The organism is Pseudomonas sp. A39, assembly GCF_058145955.1.
Genome location: NZ_JBYVMD010000008.1, coordinates 38,981 through 54,329, shown reverse-complemented (window position 1 = coordinate 54,329; position 15,349 = coordinate 38,981). Strand labels below are relative to the sequence as shown.

Sequence of the window (15,349 nt, the reverse complement as noted above, 5' to 3'; positions counted from 1 at the left end):
CGTCGTATCAGATAATGCCTATCTCTTCAGCCCAACTATCGACTCCAAGCTTTTTAGCCGCCTCAACTAAGCAGTTCCTTTCCGCATCGGAGGCATCGTTCAGTTCAGCAGCCTCAAGCGCCGCCACGTCATCATCGTTTTCAAAGAGATGCCGGCCGTCAATATGTTTGCAGGCAAGGACCAAGGCGCGCTAAGAGTCATAGCATCCAAAAACGGAAGGCATTTCGGTCTGACGTAGTGAGCGCGCCGAACGACGATCCCCGGCCTAGCAGTAAAGCCAGCTGATCGTCCAAGTGAAGTAGAGAGCGGGCCGGCCAATCAGAATGGCTGTCGCGAGCAACGTGCCATAAGCCCGCCTGGTTCCTGTCGCCGGGTGATGAATGAAGTGTCACATCCCCGATCTTGGCTGGATAGAACCCTGCTCGGGGGCATTTTGGGATAAGCGCCTCCAATGCAATTCGAGCCTTCACGCGTGGCTTTGCTATCGTGCAGCAACTGGCCGTCTAAACTCCACACGCCCATGCTCACGTGGAGACCCATCATGACCCGCAAAAACACCCTCTGCCTCTGGTACAACGGCACCGCCCTGGAGGCTGCGACCTTCTATGCCAAGACTTTTCCGGACAGCCAGGTGAACGCTGTCCACCTGGCCCCCGGCGATTTTCCGGCCGGCAAACAGGGCGACGTATTGACCGTGGATTTCACCGTGTTGGGCCTCCCTTGCATCGGCCTTAACGGCGGGCCAATCTTCTCCCATACCGAGGCGTTTTCGTTTCAGGTGGCCACCGATGACCAGGCCGAAACCGACCGCTATTGGGACGCCATCGTCGGCAACGGCGGCCAGGAAAACGCCTGCGGCTGGTGCAAGGACAAATGGGGGGTGTCGTGGCAGATCAGCCCACGCGTACTGACTGACGCAGTGACTCACCCTGACACGGCGACCGCCAAGCGTGCCTTCGAGGCGATGATGACCATGAAAAAGATCGATATCGCCGCCATTGAGGCGGCGGTCGCTGCAGGTTAAGGCAACGCCTCAAGCATCGCCTTGGCCGCCAGTGCATGAACCTTGCGGGTGGGGTGCCATTCGTCCCAGTAGTAATGGGTATCGGGGTCGGCACACACCGGCTTCACCTCCGGGTAGGTGGCTTGGCACGGTGTGTCGAGGTCGGTTAACCCCTTGTCCGCCGGGTTGGCGCGCAGTGTGTCACTGAAGGCCAGATGATCGAAGTAGCTGACCTTCGCCGTCCCGATCTGCGCCAGCACTTCAGGAAGTTTCTGCGCGAGCAACTGCTGGTACTTTTTCGCATTGTCGACCTGATTGCCCTGCACCACGGCAGGCACATGGCTCAGGTCGGTGGTGCCCACAACCATGATGTGCCTGGCTCCCGCTGTAACCAACTGCTCGGTGGCGCTGCGGATATTCGCCAGGCTGGCTTCGCTCAAGGCCTCGACCGTTTCAGGATGGGCGAAGTCGGCCCATTCAAAAAAATCGTTGGCCGAGATGAAGATGAAATACAGCGCTTTGGGGTCGGCCTTGTAGCCCTTGGCGACCTGCAAATGCTCAGCGACCTGCCCCAGCAGGCCGGTGTCGCGGGACGGCATCATCCACGCGTAGTAGTTGCCATGGCCACTTTTGGCTCCGCCCACCGCATAGTCGGTCAGGGGAATGTTCAATGCCTGTGCCAGGCCTTCGACGGCGGTGGGGCCATTGCTCCAGCGCCCCTTCCAGTACAGGGGGCCTGGCAGCGCCTGGGCCTCCTTGACCTTCTGCGCGGCAAGCCGGGTGGTGAGTGCTTCGCCCGCGCCATTGTCTGAGTAGCTGTCGCCAAAGGCATACAGATGATCGTAGTTCGAAACGCCAAAGGCGGTCGAGGCGGACAAGGTCAGCAGAGCGGCCAAACACGCACGTCGGATCATCGAGGTTCTCCCGGAATATCTGCACAGCCTACCGCCTCACTACGACCACGGCAGAACGATTGCGACCTTTACATATCCGGCGGCGGCCACGCCACGGCTGTACAGAGGCGGCCATCCTCGTTAGGCTTGCGGCCCGCAACATCCGGTTAAAGATTCAACTTTATCCGCCGTCACCCTTACATCCCTGAATGGACTCAACGAGGCTCTCGTGCGCTTTATCACTCCCCTTTTGCTGATCGGTGGCTTCGCCACCTTGGCCGGTTGCGCCACCCAACAAAAACAGATCGATCAAATCTTCACCCAGGCGCTCACTCAGCCCTTGGTGGAAAACAGCATTGTGCGCGAAGGCGACTCGCTGAGCTTTGAGCTGCTGATGCCCGCCCTCCCCAATGGCGTGCGTCGTACCCTGCAAATGGAAGCGGCGTGTTCTTCACCGAAGGTGCATCTGTTGTACATGGATGCTGTCCGACGCATGTACCCAGGCAGCATTGGCCGCTATGCAACAGCGCAGACATTGTCGCCGCAACTGTACGCGACCCTGGCCGCCAACCAGACCTTCGTACGCGCCTGTGCCGAAACACCGCAGCCGGACTGGCGCCTGGTGCAGACCAACGAACGTGACAACCAGGTCCTGATCGATGCCAACAGCATCAAGACCGTCAACGGCGAAACGCGCTTCTGGGCTGCCTTCGATAACCCGACGGTGCTCAATGACCTGCCCTACAACGCCCCGTATGCGCAAAAACGCGAACACTTTTCGGTGGCGTGCAAAGCCGGTACTTACCTGCAACTGGCCGGCTACGACATGGATGCCAACAACCGCGTCAGCGACGGTCGTGTCGACAGTTTCCCCACGCCGCAGAACATCGCCGGCAGCAATGCCGACTATGAGTTGCTGTTCAATAAAGTCTGCGTCAACCCGGAAAAAATCGCCGCACTGCCGACGTTCAAGCCCCGCATGAAAGCACCGACCACCATTGCCCTGACCTCCGTGCAGCCTGCCGTGCTGGCGGCCATCACGCAACTGAACCTGGACAAGCCCACCCGTTCGTTCAAATACGTACAGTTTGTCGGCACCAGCAACTACCGTGGTAAGGCCAGTGATAACAAAAGTACCCAGTTCATCAGCCAGGATGCGCCGAGCGGTCAACTGGCCCTGGCCACCCGTGGCGACGGCTATGAGAGCCAGGCCGTGAGCTGGCGCAACCTGTTCAACCTGGTGTCGAAAGCCACCTACGGCGGTTCAGGCATGGCCGAAAGCTCGACGCTGACCCAACTGAGCTTCACCGGCAACTGGAAGGCCCTGCCCGTGGGTGAGACAGTGACCTATGCAAGCACACGTTCCAGCCTCAACAGCCTGATCGGCAGCAGCACAAACTCACAAACCACCCGTTGCCAGGTCGAGCGTGAACTGCAGGCCAGCGAACTCAACGCGAAACTGTCGGGCACCGCCAAGGCCTTGTCCTGCCGCGTCGACGACGACAAGTACAAGCGCGTCAGCCACCTGTACTTCCTGACCGACTACGCCTACTTCCTTGAGTCGAGCACCGACAAGAACGAGTTTTTTTACTCCGACTCGCGTATCGATAAATTCGAATAAGCCCCGTTGACACACTCTGTAATATTCCATGAAGATGGAGGCCTTATTCAGGGTGTGTCAGCCAATGTCTGCAATGTCCTCCGTTAACCTGTGCGCCATTGGCTTGATTGCCAAGGCGCAAGGTTGCGTTGCGCACACCCTCAAATCGAAGAAACAGTCGCTCATGTGACCGGGGCGCGCTGTCCCGTCAGATGAGCTGACAGGACATTGAGCGCGACGGTCTACCCACCTTGCACACTTGCCTCTGCCCTTCTGACGGTGACTCCAGCGGTCAATCATCAGGAGAAAGTGCATGTCAACGTTTCAAGGTATCTGGGTTCCCGTGGTCACGCCGTTCCACCACGGCGCTATCGACTTTAACGGCCTGCACCGGCTGGTCAGTCACCTGCTGGAAAAGCACGTGTCCGGGATCATGGTGTGCACCACCACCGGGGAAGCAGCGTCGCTGAGCCGTCAGGAGCAACTGGCCGTGCTGGATGCGGTGTTGCAGTGGGTGCCCGCGCACCGTGTGGTGATGGGCCTGGCAGGCAATAACCAGGTCGAGTTGCTGCAGTTCCAGCGTGAAGTGCTGCAACGCCCGGTGGCCGGGTTACTGGTGCCGGCGCCGAGTTACATCCGCCCATCCCAGGCGGGCCTGGAAGCGTTCTTCCGTACCGTGGCCGACGCGTCCAGCGTGCCGATCATTCTCTACGACATTCCCTACCGTACCGGCGTGACCTTCGACCAGACGACCCTGCTCAACATCGTTGCCCATGAGCGCATCGTGGCGATCAAGGATTGCGGTGGCAACCTGGGCAATACCCTCGCGCTGCTGGCCAGCGGTGAGGTGGACGTGCTGTGCGGCGAAGACGTACAAATGTTCAACGCGTTGTGCCTCGGCGCGACCGGAGCCATTGCGGCCTCGGCACATATTCAGACGCACGCGTTTGTGGCGCTGTGCCAGCAGGTATGCGACAACCAGTTGGCCGAAGCGCGAGCGACATTCTTTCAGTTGCTGCCGCTGATCAACACACTGTTCATGGAGCCCAACCCGGCGCCGGTCAAGGCCGCGCTGGCCCTGCAAGGCTTGATCGGCGGTGAATTGCGCGCGCCGATGCAGGCCGCCACTACCGCCGTTGTCACGCGTTTACAGCAGGTGCTGAACCCGCCCGGCTAATGCGCCAAAAACAGTCAGCCAACGGACCGTCCGGTTGCGACCGGACCGATCCCGGCCTATCGTCGAACCCACGCTTTGCGCTTTTGCTGTCCATCCCATCCGTATTCAGGTGACGACATGCCCAGCCCTTCCCGCCCCGCCGTCCTCGAACTGATCGGCAACACGCCACTGGTGCGCGTCAGCCGTTTCGACACCGGTCTGTGCACGCTGTTTCTCAAACTGGAATCCCAAAACCCCGGCGGCTCCATCAAGGACCGCATCGGCCTGGCCATGATCGACGCCGCCGAGCGTGACGGCCGCCTGCGCCCCGGCGGCACCATCATCGAAGCCACCGCCGGCAACACCGGCCTGGGCCTGGCACTGGTCGGCCGGGCCAAAGGCTATCGGGTGGTGCTGGTGGTGCCCGACAAGATGTCCACGGAAAAAGTGTTGCACCTCAAGGCCATGGGCGCCGAGGTGCACATCACCCGCTCCGATGTGGGCAAAGGCCACCCCGAGTATTACCAGGACGTGGCCGCACGCCTGGCCAAGGACATCCCGGAGTCCTTCTTCGCCGACCAGTTCAACAACCCGGCCAACCCTCTGGCCCACGAGACCAGCACCGCGCCGGAGATCTGGGCACAAACCCAACATGATCTGGACGCAATCGTGGTGGGCGTCGGCTCGGCCGGCACACTCACCGGCCTGACGCGGTTCTTCAAGCGCGTGCAACCCGAACTGGCCATGGTACTTGCCGATCCCGTGGGTTCGGTGATGGCCGAGTACAGCCGCAGCGGCCAGTTGGAGACGCCAGGCTCGTGGGCGGTGGAAGGCATTGGCGAGGACTTCATCCCCTCGATTGCCGACCTGTCCAGCGTGCGCCATGCCTATTCCATCAGCGATGAAGAAAGCTTCGATCACGCCCGCCAGTTACTCAAGGCCGAGGGCATTCTCGGCGGGTCGTCCACCGGCACCCTGCTCGCCGCCGCACTGCGTTACTGCCGCGAACAGACCACGCCCAAGCGCGTGGTCACGTTTGTGTGCGACACGGGCACACGCTACCTGTCGAAGGTCTACAACGACCAATGGATGAACGACGCGGGCCTGCTGCACTACAAGCACTACGGCGACCTGCGCGACCTGATCGCGCGGCGCTTCGAAGACGGCCGAGTCATCAGCGTGAGCCCTGACGACAGCCTGCTCACCGCATTCCAGCGCATGCGCCTGGCGGATGTCTCGCAACTGCCGGTGTTGGTGGACGGCCGTGAGTTGGTGGGGGTGATCGATGAGTCCGACATCCTGCTGGGCCTGCACCAGGACGCCGCGCATTTCAACATGAGGGTCGCCAGCGCCATGACCAATACCCTGCAAACCCTCGCCCCCAACGCCAGCCTGGCGGAGCTTCAGGCGGAGCTGGATCGCGGCCTGGTCGCCATTATTGCCGATGCTTCAGGCTTTCACGGCCTGATCACCCGCGTCGACCTGCTCAACCACCTACGGAGATCCCTTGCATGAGTCAGTCCGATAAAAGCGCGTTTGCCACCCGCGTGATCCACGCCGGGCAATTTCCCGACCCGACCACTGGCGCGCTGATGCCACCGATCTACGCCAACTCCACCTACCTGCAAGACAGCCCCGGTGTGCACAAGGGCTTCGATTACGGCCGCTCCCACAACCCCACGCGGTTTGCCCTGGAGCGCTGCGTGGCCGACCTCGAAGGCGGCAGCCAGGCGTTTGCTTTCGCATCCGGGCTGGCGGCGATCTCGACGGTGCTGGAGCTGTTGGATGCCGGCGCCCACATCGTCTCCGGCAATGACCTGTACGGCGGCACCTTCCGCCTGTTCGACAAGGTGCGCCAACGCAGCGCCGGGCACCGCTTCAGCTTTGTCGACCTGAGTGATGTGTCGGCATTTGAAGCGAGCTTGCAGGACGACACCCGCATGGTCTGGGTCGAGACCCCCAGTAACCCGCTGCTGAGTCTCACCGACCTCAGCGCCATTGCCCGCATCTGCCGCGATCGAGGCATCATCTGCGTGGCCGACAACACATTCGCCAGCCCGTGGATCCAGCGCCCGCTGGAGCTGGGTTTTGACGTGGTGGTGCACTCTACGACCAAGTACCTCAACGGCCACTCCGATGTGATCGGCGGTATTGCCATTGTCGGCGATAACCCCGAACTGGCCGAACGTCTGGGTTTCCTGCAGAACTCGGTCGGCGCCATCGCCGGCCCCTTCGATGCCTTCCTCACCCTGCGCGGCGTGAAAACCCTGGCGCTGCGCATGGAGCGCCATTGCAGCAACGCCCTCGACCTGGCCACCTGGCTGGAGCAGCAACCGCAAGTGGCGCGGGTTTACTACCCCGGCCTCACGTCCCACCCGCAGCATGCACTGGCGCGCCAACAGATGCGCGGCTTTGGCGGGATGATCTCGATTGACCTGAACAGCGACCTGGCCGGCGCCAAGCGCTTCCTGGAAAACGTCAAGATCTTCGCCCTGGCCGAAAGCCTCGGCGGCGTGGAAAGCCTGATCGAGCACCCAGCGATCATGACCCATGCAAGCATCCCGGCGGCCACGCGGGCGCAGTTGGGGATTGGCGATGGGTTGGTGCGGTTGTCGGTGGGGGTTGAGGATGTGGAAGACCTGCGCGCCGACCTGGCGCAGGCGTTGGCACGCATCTAAACAGGTTGGATTGGTTTGTGTGGTGAGCCCGCTCTTGTAGTGAGCGGGCTTGCCCCGCGCTGGCCTGCGAAGCAGGCCCAAACCACCCCGAACACAAAAAATCTGATACTCCCCATAGGGCTGCTACGCAGCCCAGCGCGGGGCAAGCCCGCTCACCACAAGAGCCCGATCACCACAACAATCACGCTCACCACAACAAGCCAGCTCCTGCAGGGCCAAGTATCAGCCGGTGGTGACGGTGGCACGTGCCGCATGCAGCTTCTTGTAGCTCTCGATCAAACGTTGATGCCGGTCCAACCCCTCCAGCTTCATGCTGGTCGGCGTCAGGCCATGGAAGCGCACATCGCCGTTCACCGAACCAATCACTGCATCCATCCGCTCATCGCCGAACATGCGGCGGAAGTTGGCCTCGTAATCCGCCAGGTCCAGGTCGTCGTCCAGCTCCATCTCCAGCACCGCATTCATTGCCTGGTAAAACAGGCCACGCTCGGCGGTGTTGTCGTTGTACTGCAGGAACATCTCCACACACTCCTTGGCCTCTTCATATTGCTGCAAGGCCAGGAAGATCAGCAGCTTCAATTCCAGGATGGTCAGTTGGCCCCAGGCGGTGTTGTCGTCGAACTCGATGCCGATCAGGGTGGTGATATCGGTGTAGTCGTCCAGCTCGCTCTCTATCAGGCGCTCGACCAACGCCTGCAACGCTTCCTCGTTGAGGCTGTGCAGGTTGAGGATGTCCTCGCGGAAGAACAGCGCCTTGTTGGTGTTGTCCCAGATCAGGTCATCCACCGGGTAGATTTCCGAGTAGTCCGGCACCAGGATGCGGCACGCGGTAGCGCCGAGGTGTTCGTACACCGCCATGTAGGATTCTTTACCCATGCCTTCAAGAATACCGAACAGGGTCGCGGCCTCCTGTGCATTCGAGTCTTCGCCTGCGCCCGTGAAGTCCCACTCGACGAATTCGTAGTCCGACTGGGCGCTGAAGAAGCGCCACGACACCACGCCGCTGGAGTCGATGAAGTGCTCGACGAAGTTGTTCGGTTCGGTCACCGCCTGGCCTTCGAAGGTCGGCTGCGGCAAGTCGTTCAGGCCTTCGAAACTGCGGCCTTGCAGCAGTTCGGTGAGGCTGCGTTCCAGCGCCACTTCCAGGCTTGGGTGCGCGCCGAAGGAGGCGAATACGCCGCCGGTACGCGGGTTCATCAGGGTCACGCACATCACCGGGAATTCACCGCCCAGTGACGCGTCTTTCACCAAGACAGGGAAACCCTGGGCTTCCAGGCCCTGGATACCGGCGAGGATGCCTGGGTACTTGGCCAGCACCTCGGCCGGTACGTCCGGCAAGGCGAATTCGCCTTCAATGATTTCACGCTTCACGGCGCGCTCGAAGATCTCCGACAGGCACTGCACCTGGGCTTCGGCCAGGGTGTTCCCCGCGCTCATGCCGTTGCTGAGGTAGAGGTTTTCGATCAGGTTGGACGGGAAGTACACCACCTCACCGTCCGACTGGCGCACGAACGGCAGCGAAACGATGCCGCGTTCCTCATTGCCGGAATTGGTGTCGAACAGGTGCGAACCGCGCAGCTCGCCTTCGCGGTTGTAGACCTTCAGGCAGTAGGCGTCGAGGATTTCGTTGGGCAGTTCGTCGTTGGGGCCCGGCTGGAACCAGCGCTCATCCGGGTAATGCACGAACGGCGCATTCGCCAGCTCTTCGCCCCAGAACTGGTCGTTGTAGAAGAAGTTGCAGTTAAGCCGCTCGATGAACTCGCCCAGTGCCGACGCCAAGGCGCCCTCTTTGGTCGCGCCCTTGCCGTTGGTGAAGCACATCGGCGAGTGCGCATCCCGGATATGCAGCGACCACACGTTAGGCACGATATTGCGCCACGAAGCGATCTCGATCTTCATGCCCAGTCCGGCCAGAATGCCGGACATGTTGGCGATGGTCTGCTCCAGTGGCAGGTCTTTGCCGGCGATGTAGGTGCCGCCGTCGGAGGTCGAACCGGGCATCAACAAGGCCTGGGCATCGGCGTCCAGGTTCTCGACTTCCTCGATGACGAACTCCGGCCCGGCCTGCACCACTTTTTTGACCGTGCAACGGTCGATGGAACGCAGGATGCCCTGGCGGTCCTTGTCGGAGATGTCCGCTGGCAACTCGACCTGAATCTTGAAGATCTGGTTATAGCGGTTTTCCGGGTCGACGATGTTGTTCTGCGACAGGCGAATATTGTCGGTGGGGATATTGCGCGTCTGGCAATACAACTTCACGAAGTACGCCGCGCACAAGGCCGACGACGCCAGGAAGTAATCGAACGGCCCCGGTGCCGAGCCATCGCCTTTATAGCGAATCGGCTGGTCGGCAATCACCGTGAAGTCATCGAACTTGGCTTCAAGTCGGAGGTTGTCGAGAAAGTTGACCTTGATTTCCATGGGGGCACACCAGAATAACGGACTAAACAAAAATGGCCGCCATTATGAGGTTTTTCATCGGGAAGTTTCAGGCTTTTGACCAGTGGCGGGCCAATTGACCCATGTGGATTAACTTTTTTGCAATTGGCGCCGATGAACTGAGGGCAATCAGGGAGTAGTCGGAATGCGCAATAACCAGCCCGTAACACAGCGTGAGATTTCCCTCGCGCCTTCGCAAAAACTCATCTCCGCCACAGATGTCCGAGGTGTCATCACTTACTGCAACGACGCCTTTGTCGAGATCAGTGGCTTTGAACGCGCCGACCTGATCGGCGCCCCGCAGAATATCGTACGTCACCCGGATGTGCCGCCCGCGGTTTTTGCGCACATGTGGGGTGCGCTCAAACAAGGCCTGCCCTGGATGGGCATCGTCAAGAACCGCTCGAAAAATGGCGACCACTATTGGGTCAACGCCTATGTCACGCCGATCTTCGAGGGCAGCAAGGTGGTGGGTTACGAGTCGGTGCGGGTCAAGCCCACTGCCGATGAAATCCGCCGTGCCCAGGCCCTGTACCAACGCATCAGCCAGGGCAAGCCGGGCGTACCGCGCCTGGATGCCTGGCTGCCGGCCGCGATCAGTTGCGTGCCGTACGTGGCGACCGGATTGGCCGGCAGCCTCGCGGGGTTATTCCTCAGTGCACCCATCGCCATCGCGGTGGCTGTTGCGGTCGCCGTGCCGGTGGGTATGCTCTGCTCGCGCTGGCGCCAAGGCAGCACGTTGCGCCTGTTGCAAGGTGTGGAGCCTTCGACGTCGGATGCCTTGATCGCGCAGATGTACAGCGATGCACGCGGCCCACAGGCCCGTCTGGAAACCGCGTTCCTCAGCCAGGACGCGCGCCTGAAAACCTGCCTCACCCGCCTGCAGGACAGTGCCGAACAGTTGAGCGCCCTGGCCGGGCAATCCGATCAGCTGGCCACCGCCAGCTCCAAGGGCCTGGACCGCCAGCGCGTCGAAACCGAACAGGTCTCGGCCGCCGTCAACCAGATGGCCGCTACCACCCAGGAAGTCGCCAGCCACGTTCAACGTACCGCCGACGCCACTCAGCAAGCCAACGTACTGACTGGGCGCGGCCGTGAAGTGGCGCGTGATACCCGCGAAGCCATCGAACGCCTGTCCGCAGTGGTCGGCGAAACCGGAGCCACCGTGGCGCGATTGGCCAAGGACAGTGACGAAATCGGCAGCGTAGTGGATGTGATCAAGGGCATTGCCGACCAGACCAACTTACTGGCCCTGAACGCCGCCATCGAAGCCGCACGGGCCGGCGAGCAAGGACGTGGTTTTGCCGTGGTCGCCGACGAAGTGCGTCAACTGGCACAGCGTACGTCCCAGTCCACCACCCAGATCCACGCGCTGATTACCCAGCTGCAGGCGTCTTCAAACAACGCGGTGCAAAGCATGGAGCACGGCCAACGCCAAGCCCAGGAAGGCGTGGCCTGGGTGCTGGAGGCCGACCAGGCGCTGGTAGGCATCAGCGAGGCCGTGTCCCATATCACCGAAATGACCACCCAGATCGCCGCCGCCACCGAAGAGCAAAGCGCGGTCGCCGAGGAGATCAGCCGCAACATCACCACCATCGCCGAACTGGCCGACCAGACCTCGATGCAAGCCCATCAATCCACGGACTTGAGCAAGGAGCTGACGAATACCGCGGCCACCCAATATGCATTGGTCGAGCGGTTCAATCGCTGACGGTGAGCACCGTTGAGAAGCGACGCTCGACGGTGCAACGCTTTACGCCAAAGGAGATGCCCATCAGCCGGTTTCAAGTCATGGCTGCTTACGGTACTTCCCCGTCAAGTAATCCAGGCTGTCGGGCGCCGAGTTGTGTTCAATGACCGCGAAGTTCTTTACCAGTTGGATGTGGTACGGGCCTGCCCGTTTGGACGCCAGGGGGTCACGCACGATAATCAGGTTTTCGGTTTCCATCGGCACGGTGTGATGCGCGGTCACGATGGCTTTGGAGGTGCCGGTGGCTTTGAGTGTGAGGGTGAATTGCGCGAGTTCCCGGCCCTCGGCATCGCGTTCGGGCAAGATAGTCAGGTCCAGGTCGCCATCGCGGTCGAGGAAGTCATCACGCATCTGGTAATGGCCACTGCGTTGGTCGCGCGCGACTTCGCTGAGTTTGTCGTACTCCGGTTCGCGGTCCTCACGCTGCAATTGGATCTCCAGTTCAGGCGTGTTGTCCTTGCCGGCAGCGACCCAGCTACCGCTGTAGCGATAAGGCTCGACGGTTTCCTGGGTTATGCGCCAGATCCCGGTCTGGTGGCCGTCATCGGCGTATTCGAAGAGGTAGTCGAACGCCTTGCTGTCATACTCGCCCTGCTCACCCACCAGCTTGATCGGCTTGCCACTGCCACTTTTGGTGTAACGCACTTCACCGATCAGCACCGCACCTTGCTGCTGGTACCAGAGTTGCACCGGGATCTTGCCGTTGAGGGTGCCGACCAAGTACTGAGGGTCTTCATTGACGGGGCCTTCGAGGCGCGGTGTCTCCTGCCATTTACCGTCTTTCCACTCGCCAGTGGTGCGCAGCATGTAGCCGCGGGGCATGCTCGAGTTTTCTCCATCCTCGGTAGGCGGGACTTGTTGTTGGGTGTAGGAATCCAGCCGCACCAACTCACCGTCGCGCATATGCAAACGACTGGAGCGTGTCCAGCAGCAGCCACGGTTGGTTTGCGAATGGATGATGCCGTCCTTCGCGACTGAAAACATCCCGCCGAAGGTTTCGTTCGCCAGGTCGGTCAATGGACGGTTCAGTACCCATTGGGTTTTAACCGGGTCTTGCAGATACACATCGTAGTGGTACTGCAAGCTCTCATTGGCGTCTTCACCATTACGAATCGCCAGGTCCTGGCGCCCATCCCCGTTGATATCGGCGAAGTACAACAAGCCGTACTCGCCCACCAGATGGTCAGCGCGTGTCGCGCCATTGCGATCCTGCGGCACGTTACCGGCCGGGGTCTGCAACTGTTGCAGGGTTTCTAGGGTGGTTCTGTCACGCACGGTGATCAGGGCGCGAGCCAGTTGCTGCACGTCTTGCGGCACGTCCGGGAACACTGCTTCGACCAGGAATTTGCCACTGGGATCGTTGACCGAGAACGAGCGCGGCTCGGCCATGGCCGGTGCGGCAAAGGTTATCGAAAGGAACACACCGCGCACTAACGAACGCATTCAGAGCATCCTTGCTGAAATTCGGGGCGACAGTGTAATGGCAAACGGCGGCTGCTTCGCATAAATCCCTGTTTGGGTCTACGCATGGGCTGATATGTTTCGCGTCACGCCAGCAAAAGGATGTGCAAACATGCCCTTCACACCCCCTCAAACGGCTTCAGTCGTTTTGGTCCAGGCTCAACAAAGCGACGTGGACGACCTTGTAACCATTCGAATCGAGGCTATGCGCGAAAGCCTGGAGCGTGTTGGGCGCTTTGATCCAGTGCGCGCGAGGGAGCGGTTTCTGAATGGGTTTGAAGCCCACAACACACGCTACATCGAGGTTTCTGGAGAGCGGGTAGGTTTCGTAGTCGTCAAGCAGTACCACAATGAACTGTTACTCGATCATTTGTACGTTAGACCGAGCATGCAAGGATCAGGCATCGGCGCTGCTGTTCTCACGCAGATCTTCAACGAAGCCGATGCAGCTGAGCGCCCTATTAAAGTGGGGGCACTCAAAGACAGTGCCTCGAATCGCTTCTATACCCGCCATGGTTTCAAGTTCGTCGAAAGCAGTGAGTTCGACAATTATTATGTTCGTCAGAGCGTTTCGCCGGCTCAATAAAGCAGTCACCGGGACGGAACAGTTTCCCAAAAAGTCCGTGCGTTCTTAACGTTCAGAAATTGGCGCAAGGTGTAGACGGCATACACATTGCGCCCATGAGTAGGGTTATCGGGCAAGACCCGCACGAGCTTGCCTGACCGCAAGTCATCAATGGCCGAGCACCCAGCCAACAGGCCGATACCGGCGCCATCGCACAGGGCAAACGCCATGACCGCCCTATCATTGACGCTGAAGTTTGGCCCCAGCGAATACGTCGAACAAATCGCTGTCTGGCCCCCACGTTGGCTGATATGTTTCCAGCCATACCCACAAAGGAAAGTGCCATGTCGCCGATAGCCACCCACGCCGCACTGCTGATCATCGACATGCAGCAAGGCATGACCCAGCCAACGCTGGGGCGGCGTAACAACCCAGGCGCCGAAGTGCAGATACAGCGCCTGTTGGATGCGTGGCGGCAATCCGGCCGCCCGGTCGTGCACATCCGGCACATTTCCCGTTCGCCCGGTTCGGTGTTCTGGCCGGGCCAACCGGGTTGCGAGTTCCAGCCGGCGCTGGAACCGCTTGCGCATGAGCATGTGGTGGAAAAGAACGTGCCGGATGCCTTCGCCGCCACGGGGTTGGAGCGCTGGCTGCAGGTGCGTTCGATCCGGCAACTGGTGATCGTCGGTGTGATCACTAACAACTCGGTCGAGTCCACAGCGCGCTCAGGCGGCAACCTGGGTTTTGAAGTGGCTGTGGTTTCAGACGCCTGCTACACCTTCGATCAAACGGATTTGTCCGGGCGCCTGTGGCCGGCCGAGGATGTGCATGCGTTGTCGTTGAGTAACCTGGCAATGGATTACGCCGAGGTTGTCACGGCCGACGAGATCCTGGCTCATGATTGAGCGCACCTGTCACCGGTAGGGTGCGGCTGACGCGTGCGCTTGCAGATACGCCGTCAACAACAGCGTGGTCTGTTGCTCCAGCGCGGCTTTAGCCAGGCTGCGCCACCATCGCTCGCCACGCCTGGACGCTGGCGCGCTCATTCACCTTGGCTTGCCACGCATGCAGTGCCTCACATTCCTGCGGTATCGGCAGTTCCACCAGTGCGGCGAAGATCAGGCCGCCCAGTACGGCAATGTCCGCCATGGAAAACGCATCGCCCGCTACGTACGCACGTGTTTTGAGGAGGCCATCGAAGTAGCGCATGCCCCTCACCGCCTTGTCGCGCATACGCATGCCCCATTCGGCGTTCTGGTAAAGCTCGACCTCTGGTCCAAGCCCAGGCGTGGCGTGATGGAAATACACGCTGACCGCGTCCATCAGCTCAATTTCCGCACGTTTGGTCAGCATATGGATCAGGCCTTGCTCAACGGGAGTTTTACCGGTGAGGGTCGGGGTTCCTTCAAGGACGTCCAGGTACTGAGTGATCGCGGTGCATTCAGCGATCAACGTGCCGTCTGGAAGCTCCAGCACCGGCAGGGTGCCGGAGTAATTCAGGGCGAGAAATGCAGGCTGTTTGTGCTCGCCCTTCCAGAGGTTGACCGAGACGAACTCGATGCTCGGCAGCAGGCCTTTCTCGGCCAAGGCGATCCGCACGCGTGCCGGATACGGGCCGCTGTACCAGTCATAGATCTTCATCAGCGGGTGGGAGGATGCGTCGGAGTGTGTCGGTTGGAACGTCATGATGGGGTCGCCTACCTGTCAAGTGGTAGGCAAACATTGAGCGCTTGTTTTTCAGCTGTCAAGCATTACCTACCAGTTGGCAGGTAAAACCTTATGGGCGTAGAATCCGCCCATCCCA

Annotated in this window: 12 protein-coding genes and 1 pseudogene; 9 read left to right on the top strand and 4 right to left on the bottom strand. The window is 60.5% G+C overall.

Translation table 11 applies throughout. The features are described from left to right. The first annotated feature begins 541 nt into the window (after positions 1 to 541). The gene (locus AC3ZU9_RS08335) at positions 542 to 1,024 is read left to right on the top strand and encodes a VOC family protein (protein WP_122811290.1); all 483 of its coding nucleotides are present in this window, start codon (positions 542 to 544) and stop codon (positions 1,022 to 1,024) included. Here AC3ZU9_RS08335 and AC3ZU9_RS08330 read toward each other — a convergent pair. After that, positions 1,021 to 1,917 carry an SGNH/GDSL hydrolase family protein gene (locus AC3ZU9_RS08330; protein WP_102061362.1) on the bottom strand — a complete coding sequence of 299 codons (897 nt, stop codon included), beginning with the start codon at positions 1,915 to 1,917 and terminating at the stop codon, positions 1,021 to 1,023. The two genes, AC3ZU9_RS08335 and AC3ZU9_RS08330, sit on opposite strands and share 4 nt — an antisense overlap. Before the next feature lie 208 nt (positions 1,918 to 2,125). Between AC3ZU9_RS08330 and AC3ZU9_RS08325 the strand changes: the two genes are divergently transcribed. From AC3ZU9_RS08325 to AC3ZU9_RS08310, 4 genes are all read left to right on the top strand, one after another. After that, complete coding sequence (locus tag AC3ZU9_RS08325) at positions 2,126 to 3,517, top strand: hypothetical protein (protein ID WP_012724560.1); 1,392 nt, start codon at positions 2,126 to 2,128, stop codon at positions 3,515 to 3,517. 292 nt (positions 3,518 to 3,809) lie between these two features. Next, positions 3,810 to 4,673, top strand: coding sequence for a 4-hydroxy-tetrahydrodipicolinate synthase (gene dapA, locus AC3ZU9_RS08320; RefSeq protein WP_490090564.1), 864 nt, complete (start codon positions 3,810 to 3,812; stop codon positions 4,671 to 4,673). 117 nt (positions 4,674 to 4,790) lie between these two features. Further along, positions 4,791 to 6,167: a pyridoxal-phosphate dependent enzyme gene (locus AC3ZU9_RS08315; protein WP_046036175.1), complete on the top strand. Its 1,377-nt coding sequence runs from the start codon at positions 4,791 to 4,793 to the stop codon at positions 6,165 to 6,167. Next, entirely contained in the window at positions 6,164 to 7,330 is a 1,167-nt protein-coding gene (locus AC3ZU9_RS08310; protein ID WP_490090563.1) for a cystathionine gamma-synthase, read from the top strand. The genes AC3ZU9_RS08315 and AC3ZU9_RS08310 overlap by 4 nt, the downstream gene beginning before the upstream one ends. Before the next feature lie 222 nt (positions 7,331 to 7,552). Here AC3ZU9_RS08310 and AC3ZU9_RS08305 read toward each other — a convergent pair whose 3' ends face one another. Then, the gene (locus AC3ZU9_RS08305) at positions 7,553 to 9,751 is read right to left on the bottom strand and encodes an OsmC domain/YcaO domain-containing protein (RefSeq protein WP_490090562.1); all 2,199 of its coding nucleotides are present in this window, start codon (positions 9,749 to 9,751) and stop codon (positions 7,553 to 7,555) included. A gap of 163 nt (positions 9,752 to 9,914) precedes the next feature. Between AC3ZU9_RS08305 and AC3ZU9_RS08300 the strand changes: the two are divergent. Beyond that, positions 9,915 to 10,187: pseudogene (locus AC3ZU9_RS08300) on the top strand (PAS domain-containing protein); the annotation flags it as partial. Positions 10,188 to 10,445: 258 nt separating this feature from the next. Beyond that, positions 10,446 to 11,480 (top strand): methyl-accepting chemotaxis protein, encoded by a 1,035-nt coding sequence (locus tag AC3ZU9_RS08295; RefSeq protein ID WP_490090621.1) that lies wholly within the window; start codon positions 10,446 to 10,448, stop codon positions 11,478 to 11,480. 78 nt (positions 11,481 to 11,558) lie between these two features. Here the strand turns inward: AC3ZU9_RS08295 and AC3ZU9_RS08290 are convergent, their stop codons facing one another. Further along, positions 11,559 to 12,962: an XAC2610-related protein gene (locus AC3ZU9_RS08290; protein WP_490090561.1), complete on the bottom strand. Its 1,404-nt coding sequence runs from the start codon at positions 12,960 to 12,962 to the stop codon at positions 11,559 to 11,561. Between the two features lie 130 nt (positions 12,963 to 13,092). Between AC3ZU9_RS08290 and AC3ZU9_RS08285 the strand changes: the two genes are divergently transcribed. Both AC3ZU9_RS08285 and AC3ZU9_RS08280 read left to right on the top strand, forming a co-directional pair. After that, positions 13,093 to 13,566, top strand: a complete 474-nt coding sequence (locus AC3ZU9_RS08285) for a GNAT family N-acetyltransferase (RefSeq protein ID WP_046036178.1) — start codon at positions 13,093 to 13,095, stop codon at positions 13,564 to 13,566. Between the two features lie 323 nt (positions 13,567 to 13,889). Further along, complete coding sequence (locus AC3ZU9_RS08280) at positions 13,890 to 14,450, top strand: cysteine hydrolase family protein (RefSeq protein ID WP_490090560.1); 561 nt, start codon at positions 13,890 to 13,892, stop codon at positions 14,448 to 14,450. Positions 14,451 to 14,538: 88 nt separating this feature from the next. Here AC3ZU9_RS08280 and AC3ZU9_RS08275 read toward each other — a convergent pair whose 3' ends face one another. Further along, positions 14,539 to 15,231: a glutathione S-transferase gene (locus AC3ZU9_RS08275; protein WP_490090559.1), complete on the bottom strand. Its 693-nt coding sequence runs from the start codon at positions 15,229 to 15,231 to the stop codon at positions 14,539 to 14,541. Between the last annotated feature and the right edge of the window lie 118 nt (positions 15,232 to 15,349).